General features: G+C 42.0%; 11 protein-coding genes, 1 rRNA gene and 1 pseudogene. 5 read left to right on the top strand and 8 right to left on the bottom strand.

Translation table 11 applies throughout. The features are described 5' to 3' along the window. Positions 1–92: 92 nt before the first annotated feature. Together FTU98_RS00945 and FTU98_RS00950 are read right to left on the bottom strand one after the other, a co-directional pair. The gene (locus FTU98_RS00945) at positions 93–1,676 is read right to left on the bottom strand and encodes a TerC family protein (protein WP_178318297.1); all 1,584 of its coding nucleotides are present in this window, start codon (positions 1,674–1,676) and stop codon (positions 93–95) included. Then, on the bottom strand, positions 1,673–1,885 hold the full coding sequence (locus FTU98_RS00950) for a hypothetical protein (RefSeq protein ID WP_180050108.1): 213 nt from the start codon (positions 1,883–1,885) through the stop codon (positions 1,673–1,675). The genes FTU98_RS00945 and FTU98_RS00950 overlap by 4 nt, the downstream gene beginning before the upstream one ends. A gap of 124 nt (positions 1,886–2,009) precedes the next feature. On the opposite strand from FTU98_RS00950, the gene FTU98_RS00955 reads away from it, so the two are divergent. Further along, on the top strand, positions 2,010–2,630 hold the full coding sequence (locus FTU98_RS00955; RefSeq protein ID WP_096902251.1) for a TIGR00730 family Rossman fold protein: 621 nt from the start codon (positions 2,010–2,012) through the stop codon (positions 2,628–2,630). Between the two features lie 153 nt (positions 2,631–2,783). On the opposite strand, the pseudogene FTU98_RS00960 reads toward FTU98_RS00955, so the two are convergent. Further along, positions 2,784–4,670, bottom strand: a pseudogene (locus tag FTU98_RS00960) (choice-of-anchor I family protein). Between the two features lie 183 nt (positions 4,671–4,853). On the opposite strand from FTU98_RS00960, the gene mdtD reads away from it, so the two are divergent. The 4 genes from mdtD (at position 4,854) to FTU98_RS00980 (ending at position 9,529) form a co-directional block, all read left to right on the top strand. After that, positions 4,854–6,245, top strand: coding sequence for a multidrug transporter subunit MdtD (gene mdtD / locus FTU98_RS00965; protein WP_180050111.1), 1,392 nt, complete (start codon positions 4,854–4,856; stop codon positions 6,243–6,245). Between the two features lie 79 nt (positions 6,246–6,324). After that, the gene (locus FTU98_RS00970; RefSeq protein WP_180050114.1) at positions 6,325–7,122 is read left to right on the top strand and encodes a GH25 family lysozyme; all 798 of its coding nucleotides are present in this window, start codon (positions 6,325–6,327) and stop codon (positions 7,120–7,122) included. Positions 7,123–7,647: 525 nt separating this feature from the next. Next, complete coding sequence (gene dinB / locus FTU98_RS00975) at positions 7,648–8,703, top strand: DNA polymerase IV (protein WP_180050117.1); 1,056 nt, start codon at positions 7,648–7,650, stop codon at positions 8,701–8,703. 445 nt (positions 8,704–9,148) lie between these two features. Then, a complete protein-coding gene (locus tag FTU98_RS00980; protein WP_180050120.1) occupies positions 9,149–9,529 on the top strand; it encodes a RidA family protein in 381 nt (126 codons plus the stop codon). A gap of 88 nt (positions 9,530–9,617) precedes the next feature. Here the strand turns inward: FTU98_RS00980 and FTU98_RS00985 are convergent, their stop codons facing one another. The 5 genes from FTU98_RS00985 to rrf all read right to left on the bottom strand — a co-directional run bounded on the left by FTU98_RS00985 (position 9,618) and on the right by rrf (position 16,456). Further along, positions 9,618–10,160, bottom strand: a complete 543-nt coding sequence (locus FTU98_RS00985; protein WP_180050123.1) for a DUF2726 domain-containing protein — start codon at positions 10,158–10,160, stop codon at positions 9,618–9,620. Positions 10,161–10,505: 345 nt separating this feature from the next. After that, positions 10,506–12,878, bottom strand: coding sequence for a YgiQ family radical SAM protein (locus tag FTU98_RS00990; protein ID WP_180050125.1), 2,373 nt, complete (start codon positions 12,876–12,878; stop codon positions 10,506–10,508). 194 nt (positions 12,879–13,072) lie between these two features. Next, the gene (locus FTU98_RS00995; RefSeq protein WP_179989619.1) at positions 13,073–14,281 is read right to left on the bottom strand and encodes an MFS transporter; all 1,209 of its coding nucleotides are present in this window, start codon (positions 14,279–14,281) and stop codon (positions 13,073–13,075) included. Positions 14,282–14,704: 423 nt separating this feature from the next. Then, positions 14,705–16,054: an MFS transporter gene (locus FTU98_RS01000; protein WP_180050128.1), complete on the bottom strand. Its 1,350-nt coding sequence runs from the start codon at positions 16,052–16,054 to the stop codon at positions 14,705–14,707. A 287-nt stretch (positions 16,055–16,341) separates the two neighbouring features. After that, positions 16,342–16,456 (bottom strand): 5S ribosomal RNA (rrf, locus tag FTU98_RS01005). Positions 16,457–16,624: the final 168 nt, after the last annotated feature.

Genomic DNA, 16,624 nt, shown 5'->3' on the forward strand with positions numbered 1-16,624 from the left:
CTATATTTGCAATGGCAACAGCCCCAAAACAGCCTGACAATGCAGGCTATTTTAGCGGAAGCACAAGACTGAAATGCAGTTTGGCGTTCAGTTTATGATGCGCTTGAAGATTCCTGCTGAATCAAATGCACTTTTTCAATTTTATGTCCATCCATGGTCACAATTTCAAAAACATAACCATCGGAAAGCAGCTTTTCACCGTTTTCAGGCAAACGCCCCAAATGGAATAAAATATAGCCTGATAAAGTTGAATATTGCTCGCTTTCATCCACCAAATCACGACCTAATAATAAAGATACGTGACGAATATCAATGGAACCATCTAGCAATAATGTGCCATCTTCCAAACTTTCAGCACTGGCTTCGAGAGCATCTTCATCAGGGAATTCGCCTGCAATTGCTTCCAGAATATCAATAGGTGTGGCAACGCCTTCAATCGAGCCATATTCATTCAGCACAATCGCCATTTGCAGCGGTGCTTGACGCAATTGCTCCATCACCATCAAAACTTGGGCATTTTCATGCACAATCACGGGTTCACGCAAATGTGTTTCAAAGTCCAGTACACCTGTTTCAATGTATTGATTCATGACTTTATGGGTTAAGACAATGCCTGAGATATTGTCCAGTTCACCACGTGCCACAATCACTCGTGAATGGGTCATACTTAATAATTGGCTGCGAATTGAGGCATCATCTTCGTCTAAATCAATCCATTCCAGTTCAGGACGTGGCGTCATCACCGATTTTACAGGACGCTCAGATAAGCCCAACACTCCTTGTACCATCACGCTGTGATAGACGCCATTTTCAGCATCAAAGACTTCATCGGCAAAGGCGCGGGTAGCTAAAACATCTTCATTGATATGACTGCTTTCTGCCGTATTTTGACTTTTGCCACCTAACATCCGCATCACAGCCGAAGCAGTACGGTAGCGCAAATCGGTGGTGGTCACGGTTTTTTCCTGATTTCTGCGGATGGTTTGGTTCAGGAATTCAATCATCACCGAGAAGCCGATGGCGGCATATAAATAGCCTTTTGGAATGTGATAACCAAAACCTTCCACCACCAATGAGAAACCAATCATCATCAGGAAGCACAGGCATAGAATCACCACGGTAGGATGCTTATTGACAAAGTCCATGAGCGCCTTAGACGCCCACAACATAATGCCTATCGCAATGATCACCGCAATCATCATGACCGATAAATGCTGCACCATGCCCACAGCGGTAATCACGCTGTCGAGTGAGAACACTGCATCTAGCACTACAATCTGCACAATCACCATCCAGAAAGTCGCGTGCACAGGGTTTTCTTCTTTTAGTGCTGGTTTGCCTTCAATGCGTTCGCGCAGTTCCATGGTGCCTTTAAACAACAGGAACACACCACCAAACAGTAAAATCAGGTCACGTCCAGAGAAAGGATGTTCAAAAATATGAAACAGTGGTTGGGTCAGAGTGACGACCCACGCGATAGAGGCGAGTAAAATCAGGCGCATCCCCAAGGCGAGAAGCAAGCCCACCACCCGTGCCGTATTGCGTTGTTCTGGCGGTAATTTTTCTGCCAAAATGGCAATGAACACCAAGTTATCAATGCCCAGTACAATTTCAAGCACAATCAGGGTCAATAACCCGACCCACGCTGCGGGGTCAGACATCCATTCAAAGATCATGCGCTCTTCTCCTGAATATCATGGGTCATAAGTGCCACACGGCGATGACACTGAAAAGATAAGTTTGCTTGCTCTGGTTGGCACAGCATGTAATTTAAAAATATTCGTTCGGTGCGACTACTGCCACTGTCCATGACGATTCTATAGTTGTCAGACAAGCTTTGAGTATAGGAAAGTTTGCGCTCAGATTCATCCCCTTTTTGCGACATCATCCACGCCAATGCAGCACTTTCACAAATCTTTGCAAATTGAACACTGCATACTGACGGGTTTGTCATATTTGAGTACTAAGCTAGAGCCAACAAAAAGAACATGCTATGGTGAAGAAAATAAATGAATAGCGAATTAAGAATGACCCAATATATCAATAATCCATCTCCTCAAACCTCTCAACCTTTAGTGGCACTGTACTGTGGTTCGCGCTCTGGCAATAACCCGATTTATCAGGAAAAAGCAGTACAACTGGCAAGAAAACTAGCCGAGCAAGGCTTTGGTATGGTCTACGGCGGCGCGAGTATTGGATTAATGGGTTTGGTTGCTGACACCGTTGTGCAACATGGTGGGCAAGCGGTGGGAGTAATTCCTGAATTTATGCTGGATTATGAAATTGCCCACAGTAATTTAACCGAATTACACGTAGTAAAAAGCATGCATGAGCGTAAGGCGATGATGGCAGATCGTGCCAGTGCCTTTGTGGCGTTACCAGGTGGCTTGGGTACTTTTGAAGAAATTTTGGAAATTGCCACTTGGGGGCAATTGAATCAGCACCAAAAACCGATGATTTTATATAATGTGAATGGCTTTTATGATGCGCTGATTCAGCAATTAGATCATGCGGTACACGAAGGTTTTTTACCACCACAGCACCGCGCTAAACTGATCGTGTGTAACCACTCCCACAAAATTATTAATGCCTTGAAGAATTTGGATTCTCCACGTCATTTTGTGGGTTGAACTTTTTTTAGCTACATGAAATAGCAATAAAAATGAAAGTGAAAGCGAGTCGGTGACTCGCTTTTTTAATGCGCTGTTTTAAACTGGTTTTACAGCATAAAAAAGAGAGCACCAAAGTGCCCTCTTTAATAGATTTCTAATTTTGCAATGCTGTTAGTTGAGTTTGATTTGGTACACAGCAGTAGTTCCGCTGACTTCATTACCTACAACCAACAGTGGCTTGCCGTTAGGCGAGTCTTTGGCTGCAATAAAGATCAAACCTTCGGGGCCGAGATTTGAATTTTCAACGGTAACCTCATTACCTTCTGCATCGAAAGATGTACGGGTTTCACCAAACTTACGATCATTAAAATACTCAACAAAAGATGCTTGTGTCGGCTGGGTAATGTCATACACCATAATGCCACCCATACGCTCCAACCCAATAAAGGCAAAAGTTTTTTGACCAATTTTACCTAAAGCAATGCCTTCAGGCTCAGGGCCTTTATTGTCACTACGATCATCTATACTTAATTTTTCATGATTGGTATTAAAGTATTCTGGAAATAATTCAGCAGCTTTACGTTCAAAGTCATTTTTTGAGTCCCAAACAATTTTTTTGGTTTTAGGATCTACAATACTGAACGAGCGGCCACCATAAGCATATAGTTTGTCATAGGTCATGAAACCATCGCTGTCTAGCACAGGCTCACCATTTGTATCTTTCTTGTAACCTTGCGTCCAAGTAATCGTCAAACGACCCAATTATGAATCTTTAATTAAATTATCTGCACAAACTTCATTGGCATCTGTAGTGGTACATGCTTTAAATACGTTTGAATCAAGCTTTGCGCCTTTAACCCCTGACTTTAATAGACGTAAATGCGCTGCATAATCGCCATTGGTACTGAAGCCTTTATTATTGAATAAGTGTTTAACACGAATTTCTTCTGCATAACCCTGAGTTATTTCATCCGTACCAAAATATAAGTCTTCATCAACCAACCATTCACGCGCATCACCTTCATTGGCAGTGACCAAGTAGCTTTGTCCATTGGCTTGATATTGCGCAATTGCATCTGGCATATACATGCCATATAAGCCTGGCCAAGCTTGAATATTAATCATCCCCTCATTTTTAGCACAGGCTGTAATCGTTTTACCGTTATAGTCTTGCTTACCAACAACACAATCACGATCACCTGCATCTAAAGCATTTGCAGCTAAGCCAAAGTCTTTATAGCCCAAGGGGAAAATATCGACCACTTGGTCTTGAATCAAATCAATCACAGCAATAGCATTGTTTTCTTGTAGACTTGCCCAAGCAGTTTTACCATCGTCACTCACCGCAATATATTCAGGCTCTAAATCTTGTGCGACAGTCGCATTTGGCCCAAAAATACGCACGCCCGCATCAAGCAACTCCTGCTTACGTGTATTCCATGCCTGAAAATCTGCAGTTTTTACAGTAGGCTTGTTAATATCAGTCAGATTAATAATACTGATCGAACCTTCTGGATCAATCGCATAGCCTTCATTTGGCTCACCTTCATTGGCAACCAAAACTTTTTTACCATCTGGGGTAAAAGTCAACATATCAGGCAATGCACCGACTTCAACTTTGCTGATAAAGCTCAGGTCTTTGGCTTTAAAAAATGCCACGATGCCTTTATCAGTTTTAGGTGTTGCCTGAACAGCTAAAGCGACAATACCTTGATGTACCGCGACACTATTGACTTCAGAATTCGCTAAATGAGTCTTGGCATCCAAGCTGTTCAGCTTAACAGGTGCACTTGGGTTGCTTAAATCCAGTACATCGACCACGCCATTTTTCGCATTGACTACAAATAAACGTTTGCTTTCAGCATCATAAGCAGGAATTTCCGCAGCACTCGCACCAAAAATTTGTGCATCGTATTCCCCTAAACGCTCCAAACTAATTGTTGTAGGTGTTGCTTCAACAACTTCTTCTTTTACAGGAATAGGATCATTATTATCATTACAGCCCACCATCCCTACAGACAATAAAGCCAACATTAATGCAGAAATTTTCGTTTTCATAAATTACTCATCATTTTTCTAAATGCACCCAACTTACAAACTCAAAGTGAATAATCGGTGACAAATAGATGACAATTTCATGGCATTTACTTGAATTTTCAAACACTTTTCATACTTTTGCAGATGCAGTCCGCTAGATTGCAAAATGGTTTAAACTAGACCAAATGTCCATTTTGCCGAGTTATGAACCAAACACCGACCCATCAAGCCCTGCATCCTGAATACCGTCTTTTGGTATTTCTGGTTTCAATTGGCTTTTTTATGCAGGCGCTCGACACCACCATTGTGAATACAGCAATCCCTGCAATGGCGAATAGCCTGCAGGAAGACCCGCTGCGGATGCACAGTGTTGTGGTGGCGTATGTGCTCTCGGTGGCAGCGTGTATTCCATTAAGTGGATGGTTGGCAGATCGTTTTGGGGTACGCAATACCTATTTTGCAGCGATTATCATTTTTACCCTTGCCTCTTTGGGTTGTGCTGCAGCAGCGAGTCTGAATGAATTACTGTTTTATCGGGTGATTCAAGGTATTGGTGGCGCATTGCTCTTGCCTGTCGGGCGCTTGGCGATGTTAAAAATTATTCCACGCACCCAGTTTTTATCTGCCATGAGCCTGATGAGTCTGGCAGGGTTGATTGGCCCCTTAATTGGCCCAACGCTGGGTGGCTGGTTGGTCGAAGTCGCCACGTGGCACTGGATTTTCCTGATCAATATTCCTATGGGCATCTTGGGCTGTTGGATTTGTATCAAAGCCATGCCAAATGTGACTGAAACTGAAGTTAAAAACTTTGATTTTCTCGGGTTTATCCTATTAGTTGTGGCGATGGCGGGCTTATCTTTAGGCATCGAAAATTTTGCCAACCCACAACATAATCTGCTTTGGAATTTAGCGTTAATCTTGGCTGGCGGTATTGCCGCAGCATGCTATGCCCGCCATGCCCATACTCATCAAAATGCCTTATTTCGCAGCGATTTATTTAAAAATCGCTTATATGCCATTGGTATTTTAGGTAACTTTTTTGCCCGCTTCGGGGGCAATGCCATGCCTTTTATCATGCCAATCATGCTACAGGTGGCTTTTGGTTTTGAACCGTTTCTCACGGGTTTGATGATGATTCCGACTGTGCTCGGTTCTTTGGTATCTAAACCAATTATTCGGCCTTTAATTCAACGTTTTGGCTATCGGCAGTTTTTACTGACCAATACGTTATTGGTCGGGGCGTGTATTGCTAGTTTTGCGCTGACCACTGCTGAAACTGCGACTTGGTTACGTGCCTTGCATTTTTTTATATTTGGGGTGCTTAATTCATTGCAGTTTGTGGGTATGAATACCTTTACACTCAAAGATTTACCTCAACAAGATGCCAGCAGCGGCAATAGTTTTTTATCCATTATTATGATGCTGTCGATGAGTATTGGCGTGGCATTGGCAGGTACTTTGGTGAATATGTTTAGTGCCTATTACGGCGCAGGACAGTTAGTCAGTGCCTTTCATGCCACTTTAATTTGTTTGGGTGTATTAAATATTTTGGCATTTTTAGTGTTTTGGAATATCCCCAAACACACGGCTGTTTAAAACGCCATTACCGAAAGCGCATGGTGCTACACCGCACTGCACGTTATGATATGACTTTGCTCCGCGAAGCTTTTTCAACATGCGCAAACCGTCCAATCAAGCTAAAAACTCAGCTTTTACACCGCACTATCGTATGACCATTGCGATGCTTGGCAGTGCTGTTTTGGCGGTTTTATTGTATTTGGGTGTGTTGCGCCAACAACCTGCGGCAACCGAAGAATATCCGATTCAAGGATTTGACGTGTCACATCATCAAGGCGATGTTCAGTGGCATAAAATTTCCCCACAAAAATATGCCTTTGTCTATTTAAAAGCCACCGAAGGGGGCGATTTTAAAGACCGTAAATTTCAGGATAACTGGCTCAAAGCCCGTGAACATGGCTTTTTGGTCGGCGCCTATCATTTTTATCGCTTATGCCGTGATGGAGCAATTCAGGCAGAAAACTTTATTGCGACTGTTCCAAAAAAATCCGACAGTTTGCCACCTGTAATTGACTTGGAGTATGACAGCAACTGCATCAATACCTATACCAAAGAACAGTTACTGCGCGAAATTCAAATCATGCATGATGCGCTATATCAACATTATGAAAAACAACCGATTTTTTATGTATCTAAAGCCTTTTACAATATGGTATTGACTGAAAGTTTCAAGCAAACACCACTTTGGGTCAGAGAATATCAGGGTAAACCACAACTGGCAGGTCAGCCAAAATGGCTGTTTTGGCAACATACTAATCGGGGTCAAATAAAAGGTATTCACACCCCAGTCGACCTAAATGTTTTTTTTGGAAACGCCAAACAATGGCAGCGTTTTTTAACAGACAACGCGATTCAACCCGCTAGACTTGAACCGAACCAAAAAATAACAAGATAACCGTATCACAATAAAAAAATACCGTCATGAAATTGCTTAAAGGGCTGCTCTCGCGCTCTGCATTTTTCAGGATTCACGCTGCTTTACCTATTACAATCTGCGGGTAAACTGGAGCAATTTTCCGCATGGCAATATCCAACAAAAAATATAAGTTCTAATTTAAAGGTACATTATTGTGGCGTATCTACCCTATTGTTTAATGATGCGAAAACTAGAATCTGATTGATGGATTTTTAGTCGCCCTCACTATTTAGACGAAACTGCAGGGACGTTGCGTCCTCATGTTATGACTCCAATCCATTGGGATAAATTTTTCAGCCTTTAGCGCGCCCTAAAGAGTTTTTGCCTCGCATTGCCGACCATAGTCTACGCAGTTTACTGCATTTGATCGACTGTGAATAACAACAATCAACACAAGCGATTTTACTGAATAGCAACACGCCTTAACCGTTTGCTCCGATGCTACAACCAGCTTCCTAAACATGCGATACTGTTGAAATCTAAACGCTTCATCTAGTTTGTGCCATGCGGAAAATCATTCATATTGATATGGATGCCTTTTATGCCTCTGTTGAGCTGCGCAGTCGTCCTGAATTACAACATTTACCTGTGGTGATTGCTTCGCATCATCCTCGGGCTGTGATTGCCGCGGCATCTTATCCTGCGCGTGAGTTTGGTTTACGTTCTGCCATGTCGATGGCACAGGCCCGCAAACGCTGCCCGCAGGTGGTAGTACTCGAACCTAATTTTGTGCTCTATCGTGAAGTTTCTTCACAAATTCATCAGATTTTTCAGCGTTATACACCATTGATTGAGCCCTTGTCTTTAGATGAAGCCTATTTAGATGTCACCGAAAATTTACAAGGTATTTCAAGCGCAACAGAAGTCGCTATGCGAATTCGAGAAGAGATTTTTCAAAGTACAGGTTTAACAGCTTCGGCAGGTGTCGCACCAAATAAGTTTTTAGCCAAAATTGCTTCGGACTGGCATAAACCCAACGGCATTTGCGTAATTAAACCCAGTCAAGTGCAGCAATTTATTCAAGACTTAGCCTTACAAAAAATTCCAGGCGTAGGCAAAGTCACACAGGAAAAATTAAAAAGTCTGAACTTGAATACCTTGGGCGATTTACAACACATCGAAGAAAACCTGTTGATTCATCATTTTGGTAAATATGGCAAACGCCTGTTTTTATTTGCCCAAGGCATTGATGAACGTCCTGTGCAGGCAGAGCGTGAACGACAGCAGATTTCTAAAGAAATCACCTTCGATGATGATTTAAACTTAGCTGAATGTGCAAATTACTGGGCCGGCTTGATTGATCAGGTTTGGCATAGTTTAGTGAAAAAAAATTATGTTGCACGGGGTATATCGGTCAAATTAAAACTTAAAAATTTTCAGGTCTTACAACACAGCAAAAGTTTTAAACAGCCCCTTGAAAGTAAAAATGATCTTGAAAACGTCCTGCAGCTTTTGCTCCACGAAATGCATATTCCCGCACAGGATCAATTTCGTTTAATTGGGGTTGGTCTGTATCAACTCAGCCCTGCCGATGAGCAAGTGCAACTATCTTTATTTTAAATATCACGAATATTAAAGCAGTAAACTTGCTGTCCTACATAAAGCATCCCAAGCCTATGCTTACCAATGGGTACTAAAGCTAATTTTTGTATAAATTTCAGCCAAAAGAATAAAAATTAGACTATTTATCCTTCACAGTTGTGCTTTTTAGAGTAATCTATACGCGCGATGTATTTATCCGTATATACGCTGAGATGCCAAAAATCACCATTACTTTTGGCATACTTGTCCTGTGATTGGCGTGACGATCAAATCCGAAGATTACAGGACAACTCTGCGCTTAGCACTTCGCTGCTTTGACACCACATCTCTTTTCCTCGTATTTTCCATTCGATTACTTTTTATTTTTAACAGACTACTGCCTGCATATTTTCCACGTGCTTGCCTGCCTCTATAATACCTCACGCTTTATATACTTAATCGCTTGTCGCGAGGATTACACTCAATGGCTGTTCAACGTCTACATATTCAAAAACGTTATTCTGAAATTGCAATTTCGGGAAATTTAGTCCATTTGGCAGGACAACTAGCAGACGACACACAACAAGATATTGAGGGACAAACCCAACAAACACTTGCTCTGATTGATCGTTTACTAGCAGATGCGGGTACGGATAAAAGCCACATCATGTCGGTGATGATTTTTCTAAAAGACATTGAGCGCGATTATGCCGCAATGAATCAAGTTTGGGATGCTTGGGTAGCAGATATACAAGCTTTACCGCGTACTTGCGTAGAAGCCAAGTTATATCATCCTGATGTTTTGGTTGAAATGACTGTGGTTGCAGTCAAACCTGAATACCAACCCAACGTAAAACAGATGTAATTGGATCAGAAACATAGCCAAAAAAATCAGCATGTGATGGCAACATGCTGATTGATATTGTCTATCTTGCGATTTTAGCGGCAAGCGTTTAGCCCAATACCTTCACTTTATGGCGTACAGAATGCGCTAAAAAATCATACTTTTTTAACGCAGTATCCAAATCTTCTAAATCTGCATAAGATGACGATGATTGCCCAAAAGCTTCGCGTAATTCGTGATATTCAGGCACATCTTCATAACGCAGCACTTTATAACCCGCCAAACGCAACAATTCATCTTGGTATTGCGCATTGCGGCTACGTTTCAGCATCAACAAATCATCTAAGGCTACAATTGCAACGACCTGATGATTGGCATCCAACACCACAAAATCGGCAATCATATTGCGGTATTTATGTCGAGTACGTGAAAATTTCGTGGTCAGCAAGGCATCAAAAGACACATGCGCCAAGATGATATGTTGAGGTAAAATTTCCTGCAAACGTGTATACGTCAGCTGTTCATTTAAGTTAAAAATTGCACGTTGCTTTAGTGCACTGTCCTGAGGTTTTTCTCTATTTTCCAAGCCCTTAACCGCCATCAAGAGAAAGAAAATCAGTATCAAAACCCCAATCAAAATATAAATGGTCATAATTCAATCCTTAAAATCATTTTTTATAGTTGTTTCGGCTTCATGCCGATTTTTTCATCAAATCAGTATATAACACGCTTTTATATTTAAACGTTCCATTTAAAAAACTACATGAAACATTGACAAAACCATCATAGAAACAGAAATTTTGTTTCACAAGCCCGCCTTTTGTCTAAGTGCTGTAGCATCTAAGCGTGTTTTTATCATTAGATACGAATACTGTATAGCATGCAAAAAAATAACAAAGCAATGCTTAACAGATTCGATTGTCGGACAATTCCGATGAAATGAAAAGCAAACAAAAAAGGCGCTGCAGCGCCTTTTGATGGATCTTAACTTCAAGTACTAAGCTTTCGATTTTGGCTTAGATTTTTTGTGTGAAAATGGACGTTTTTCACCTGTTTCACGTGGCGGCAAACCTGTGTGCTGAGTCAATATCTGCCCTTTCTTCGGACGATTACTGTTCTGAGCACGATTACCACTTTGCCCCGTACGTTTTTGTGAATCACCCGCGACAGTCGAGTTTTTCTTACGTGCCGTTTGATACTGTCCATCTGTGCCTTGCGGCTGATAGGTTGGAATCAGGTGCTGTTTAGAGTTTCCGATTAAATCTGCACGTCCCATTTCTTTTAAGGCTTCACGCAACAACGGCCAGTTGTTTGGATCATGGTAACGTAAGAAAGCTTTATGCAAACGACGACGTTTTTCGCCTTTGACAATATCCACATTTTCGGTATAACGCGCCACTTTGGCCAGTGGGTTTTTACCCGTGTAATACATGGTCGAAGCGGTTGCCATTGGCGATGGATAGAAGGTCTGCACCTGATCGGCACGGAAACCATTCTTTTTCAGCCACAACGCCAAATTCATCATGTCGTAATCGGTCGTTCCCGGATGCGCGGCAATAAAGTACGGAATTAAATATTGCTCTTTGCCCGCCTCTTTACTGAAACGATCAAACATTTGTTTAAAGCGGTCATACGTACCAATACCCGGTTTCATCATCTTAGATAATGGACCTTTTTCGGTATGCTCTGGTGCAATTTTTAAATAACCGCCCACATGATGCGTCACCAATTCACGTACATATTCAGGGTTCAACACCGCCAAGTCATACCGCAAACCTGAACCAATCAGAATTTTTTTAATGCCTTTCAGTTCACGTGCTTTACGATACAACTGAGTTAAAGGTGCATGATCAGTGTGTAAGTTTTGACATACGCCCGGAAATACACAGGAAGGTTTACGACAATTCTTTTCAATTTCAGGGTCTTTACAATGCAAACGGTACATATTTGCAGTCGGGCCACCCAAGTCTGAAATAATGCCAGTAAAGCCGGGTGCAGTATCCCGAATTTTTTCCACTTCACGCAAAATGGATTCTTCAGAACGGTTTTGGATAATTCGTCCTTCGTGTTCGGTAATCGAACAGAAAGTACAGCCACCAAAACAACCACGCATGATATTGACCGAAAACTTGATCATATCAAAAGCAGGGAAACGAGCATTGCCATAAGATGGATGCGGCAAACGTGCATACGGTAAATCGAATACATAGTCCATTTCTTCCGTAGTCAACGGAATAGGCGGTGCATTCAACCACACATCACGTTCACCATGCTTTTGCACCAAAGCACGCGCATTGCCCGGGTTAGTTTCTAAATGCAAAATACGGTTAGCATGCGCATACAGCACAGGATCATTCGCCACTTCCTCAAAAGAAGGCAAACGAATCACTGCCAATTCACGTGGGGGTAATTTGTGTTTAATTGCTTTTGAAGCAGGCTGCAATTGCACAATCTGGGTATCTGCATCTAGCTGATCACCTTCACGCACAATTGGATTGCTGACCACATCTTTCTGGAAATTTTGATATTGTGCGAGGTTGTTGCCCTTGTCTTTTTCAATCTCACAACCGTCTAAATCTTCGGTCATCACATAAGGGTTGATGATTGGATCAACACGGCCCACGCTGTCTACATCATTAGATGCAATTTCAACAAATTTGGCTTTAGACGCGCGGTTATGTTTATTAATAATAAATGCTGTACCACGTACATCTGTAATTTCGTGGATTTTTTCGCCTTTGGCCAAACGGTGCATCACTTCAATAATCGAACGCTCACCATTGCCGTACATCAATAAGTCGGCTTTAGAATCCATTAAAATTGAGCGACGAACTTTATCCGACCAATAGTCATAATGTGCAATACGACGCAACGAGCCTTCAATCCCGCCCAGTAAAACAGGCACATCTGGAAAGGCTTCACGACAACGCTGACAATATACCGTAGCCGCACGGTCAGGACGTTTATTCGGCTGATTGTCTGGTGAATAAGCATCATCAGAACGGATTTTACGGTCTGCAGTATAGCGGTTGATCATCGAGTCCATATTGCCCGCGGTAACACCCCAAGCAATGGTCGGCTTCCCTAGTACCCGAAAAGATTCCACATTGGTCCAGTCTGGTTGGGCGAGGATCCCGACACGAAAGCCCTGCGCCTCAAGCACACGACCAATCACGCCCGATACAAAAGAGGGATGATCAATATAAGCATCACCACAAACCAAAATAAAATCGCAGGCATCCCAACCAAGCTGATCCATTTCTTCGCGTGACATCGGCAAAAATGGCGCAGGCTCAAAACATGACGCCCAATATTTGTCATAATCAAACAACGCTTTGGGTGCGGTCTGAGCAGTATAAGCAGTAGACATGGCTTGCAATTCTCGGCTGGGAAGTGGAAGATCAAAAGTCGATCAAAGATGAAAGCCGACTATTTTAGCATGAATTCCATTCATCTTGCTTGATTAAAAAACACACAAAATCAGCAAACTATTTTTATATCCTAAGTTGGTATCTGAATAAGAAAAGCATAAAGGGATAAGCCTAAAGCAATAATCCTGAATGCTTATCGCAGCGCTGTTGGTTTAATCTTTAAACGCCACGCACCATAAAGCGCCACACCCAAGACTGCAGTCATCACCCATGTCAGACCAGACCATCCCCATTGTTCCCAAATCAATCCGCTACCACTGCCGAGCAAACTTGAACCCATGTAGTAGCTAAATAAATATAATGATGATCCCACTGCACGATACTGCAGTGCTTGAATCGACACCCAACTACTGGCAGTAGAATGTGCGGCAAAAAAAGCAAAGGTAAATAGCACCAATGCAGCCAATACGACGGCTAAATGTGCAATCGACATCAACCATAATGCGATCAACATTAGGACAATCACCATAGGCAACACACGTTCACGTCCAATACGATTGCCCCAGCTTGCTGCGCGTGGTGAACTGTAAATACCCGCCAAATAGGCAATTGAAATTACCCCAATCCAAACTTGAGAAAGCTCAAATGGTTTAGCCAATAAATAATAGCTAATGTAATTGAAAATACTAACGAAACAGCCCATCAGCAAAAAGCCCTGTAAAAACAGGATTCTTAATTTACGGTCTGCCAAATTGGCAACAAAAGCATCTCTAAACCGCGAGAAGCGAATCGGATACGCTGTAAAATTTTTCGATGCGGGCAGTAACATATAAAAGGTGATTGCAATCAGTAAGTTCAAACTACCAATAATTAAGGTTGCCGCTTGCCAAGAAATAAAATCGACCAAGACCCCAGCAATTAAACGTCCACCCATGCCACCAATGGCCGTACCCGAAATATACAGCCCCATAGCAAAACCAATATCTTGCTGTCGAATTTCTTCACCAATATAGGTCATGGCGACCGCAGCTACACCACTCACAGCAATGCCAATAAAAATTCGTGTGGTTAAAAAGAATGACCAGATTGGAAGTAAGGCACTCAGAATTAATAAAATGGCAGCTAAAAATAAAGCCAAAACCATAATAGGTTTACGCCCAAAACGATCTGAAATAAAACCTGTGAAAAGCAAACCTATCGCCAAAGCCACAGTAGAAAATGACAGCGGGAAACTACTTTGGGTTGGTGTAACCGTAAAAAAATCGGCCAAAATTGGCATCATCGGTTGCACACAGTACAAGGTCGAAAAAGAAGCGAAACCCGCTAGAAACAACGAAAAAAGAATGGCTTTAAACGGCTTAGTACCATACTGAACATGAGATGCTGCAGCTAAATCAGACATATTTACTCCAATCACGCAATCAGTATACGCCTGTTTATGGACAAAAATAAGCTCGGTATTTTATCGTTTGCTCAAAAACAGCGTCAGTATCATTCATCACTTTGTCAGTTTTTGCTTACATGCACTGAAGCAAAATGAGGCTAGGCAGTATTTTGAGCTTACGGTATTCTTTAAAGCATAAGGAGACAGGATGTTTCCCAAACAGAAAACAACAATAATAGGTTTGAGCACCAGGATCGTGAGGTACGACAGGAGTTATACCTAAACACGAAATACAAAGAAACCCCGTCAGGATGATGGGGTTTCTTTTTATCTGTGTCTTGAGTATATAACTTTATCTATCATCACTTTCTATTTACACACCCCATAATCAAAAAGTCCCCAAACAAGGTTGAGGACTTTTGAACTTAGCACATTACAAGTTTAAGCTTTGGCAGCAACTGCTTTGCCTGCTTTAATTTGCTCAGCTTCATCTTCACTCATAATCAAGGCAACCGCAATTGCAGTGATCAACACTGGCAAACCTACTGCCATAAAGTTGAAGTGTGCAGGTAAATTCATACCCAATAAGCCGCCAATTAAAATTGGACCCACAATCGCACCCATACGACCAATGGCAGATGACCAGCCAATACCTGTTGAGCGTACCGCAAGTGGGTAATATTGTGCCACATAGCTATACAACAACATTTGTGAACCAATAGATGCTGCACCCGCCAAGAATACTAAGATGTAAAGCAAGAATTGATTAGATTGGAAGCCCATGAGGCTCATCACCAATGCACCCATGATTCCCAAGAACATCAATACAGGTTTTAAGTGGAAACGGTCTGCTAAAATACCACCACCCACGATACCAACGACTGCACCTACGTTCATCACCATCATGAACATTAAGCTGTTGTCCATAGAATAGCCTGCCGCCATCATCAGTTTTGGCAACCAGCTGCTGAGTGCATACATGGTTAATAGACAAGTAAAGAACGCTAACCAGAACAATAAAGTATTCACTGCACGACCGCGTTTGAACAAGCTCACCACGTTAGCAGCTTCAGGCACACCAACCTGATACAATTCAAAAGTGGTGTCTTCGGTAATTTTTAAATCTGATGCTAAACGCGCTACGATTGGACGGGCTTGATCTTGCTTATTTTCTTTGACAATAAAGGTTAAAGATTCTGGCAAGAATTTCCAAATCACAGGCAATAAAAACAATGGGATACCTGCAATAAAGAACATGATTTCCCAGCCAAAACTTGGGGTAAACCATGAGCCAAGTAAGGCTGCCATTACACCACCTACAGCATAACCACTAAACATAGTAGTCACTAAGGTGCTACGCATGTTTTTAGGTGCATATTCAGAAGTTAAGGCCACAAGGTTTGGCATTACACCACCAATGCCTAAACCCGCCAAGAAACGTAAAATCGCAAACTCAGTTGGATTAGAGGCGAAGCCACCTGCAAAGGTTAAACCACTAAACAGAACGATACAGATCATGATGACTTTCTTACGACCAATTTTATCGGCTAAAGAACCAAAAATCATCGCGCCAAACATCATACCTGCCAATGCGGTACTCGCGAGCATCCCCGCCTGAACAGCACTCAAGCCCCACTCATCCATCAATAAGGGTAAAACGACCCCATTAATTGCCAAGTCATAGCCATCAAATAAAATGATCAGTAGACACCATGCCACGACATTGAAATGAAATGGTTTGAATTTTGCGTGATCGATGACATCATTCACGTTAATTGCTTGATGTGCCATTCCTCACCTCCTGTGAGTTTGTGTTTCAGTAAGCTTGAATAGCAATTTTTACAGTGAAGACTTTCATTTTTATCAGTCATCCATGTCCACTTTTGCCATTCAAGTAGATTGTGTAACTTTCACACAAAACACAAAAAATAAAAATTCAACATTAGTCTAAAACATTTTATTAATTATGGGTTTATTGTTATTTTAAACACAATAAAATGTGATTATTCTTCTTAATATTTTCCTTTCCGTATAAAAAAGCCCCCTTGACGTTTATGTCAAGGGGGCTTTGAATAATGAGCTGGCGATGACTTACTCTCACATGGGTAACCCCACACTACCATCAGCGCGAAGAGGTTTCACTTCTGAGTTCGGGAAGGGATCAGGTGGTTCACTCTTGCTATGGTCGCCAGCACAACTGTTTACGGAGACTTGCATTGGTCTTATTCACGACTGTGATGCACTGCGTTTTCCGAATCTGTAACAGATTGGGCTGTATTGGGTCTGAATTTTATTGTTTAGCGTTAACTAAATCAAGATCAGTCTGAATTGACTGATTGGATTTGAATCGATTGAGCATTC

This window comes from Acinetobacter sp. YH12211 (assembly GCF_013418015.1).
Lineage (GTDB): Bacteria > Pseudomonadota > Gammaproteobacteria > Pseudomonadales > Moraxellaceae > Acinetobacter > Acinetobacter towneri.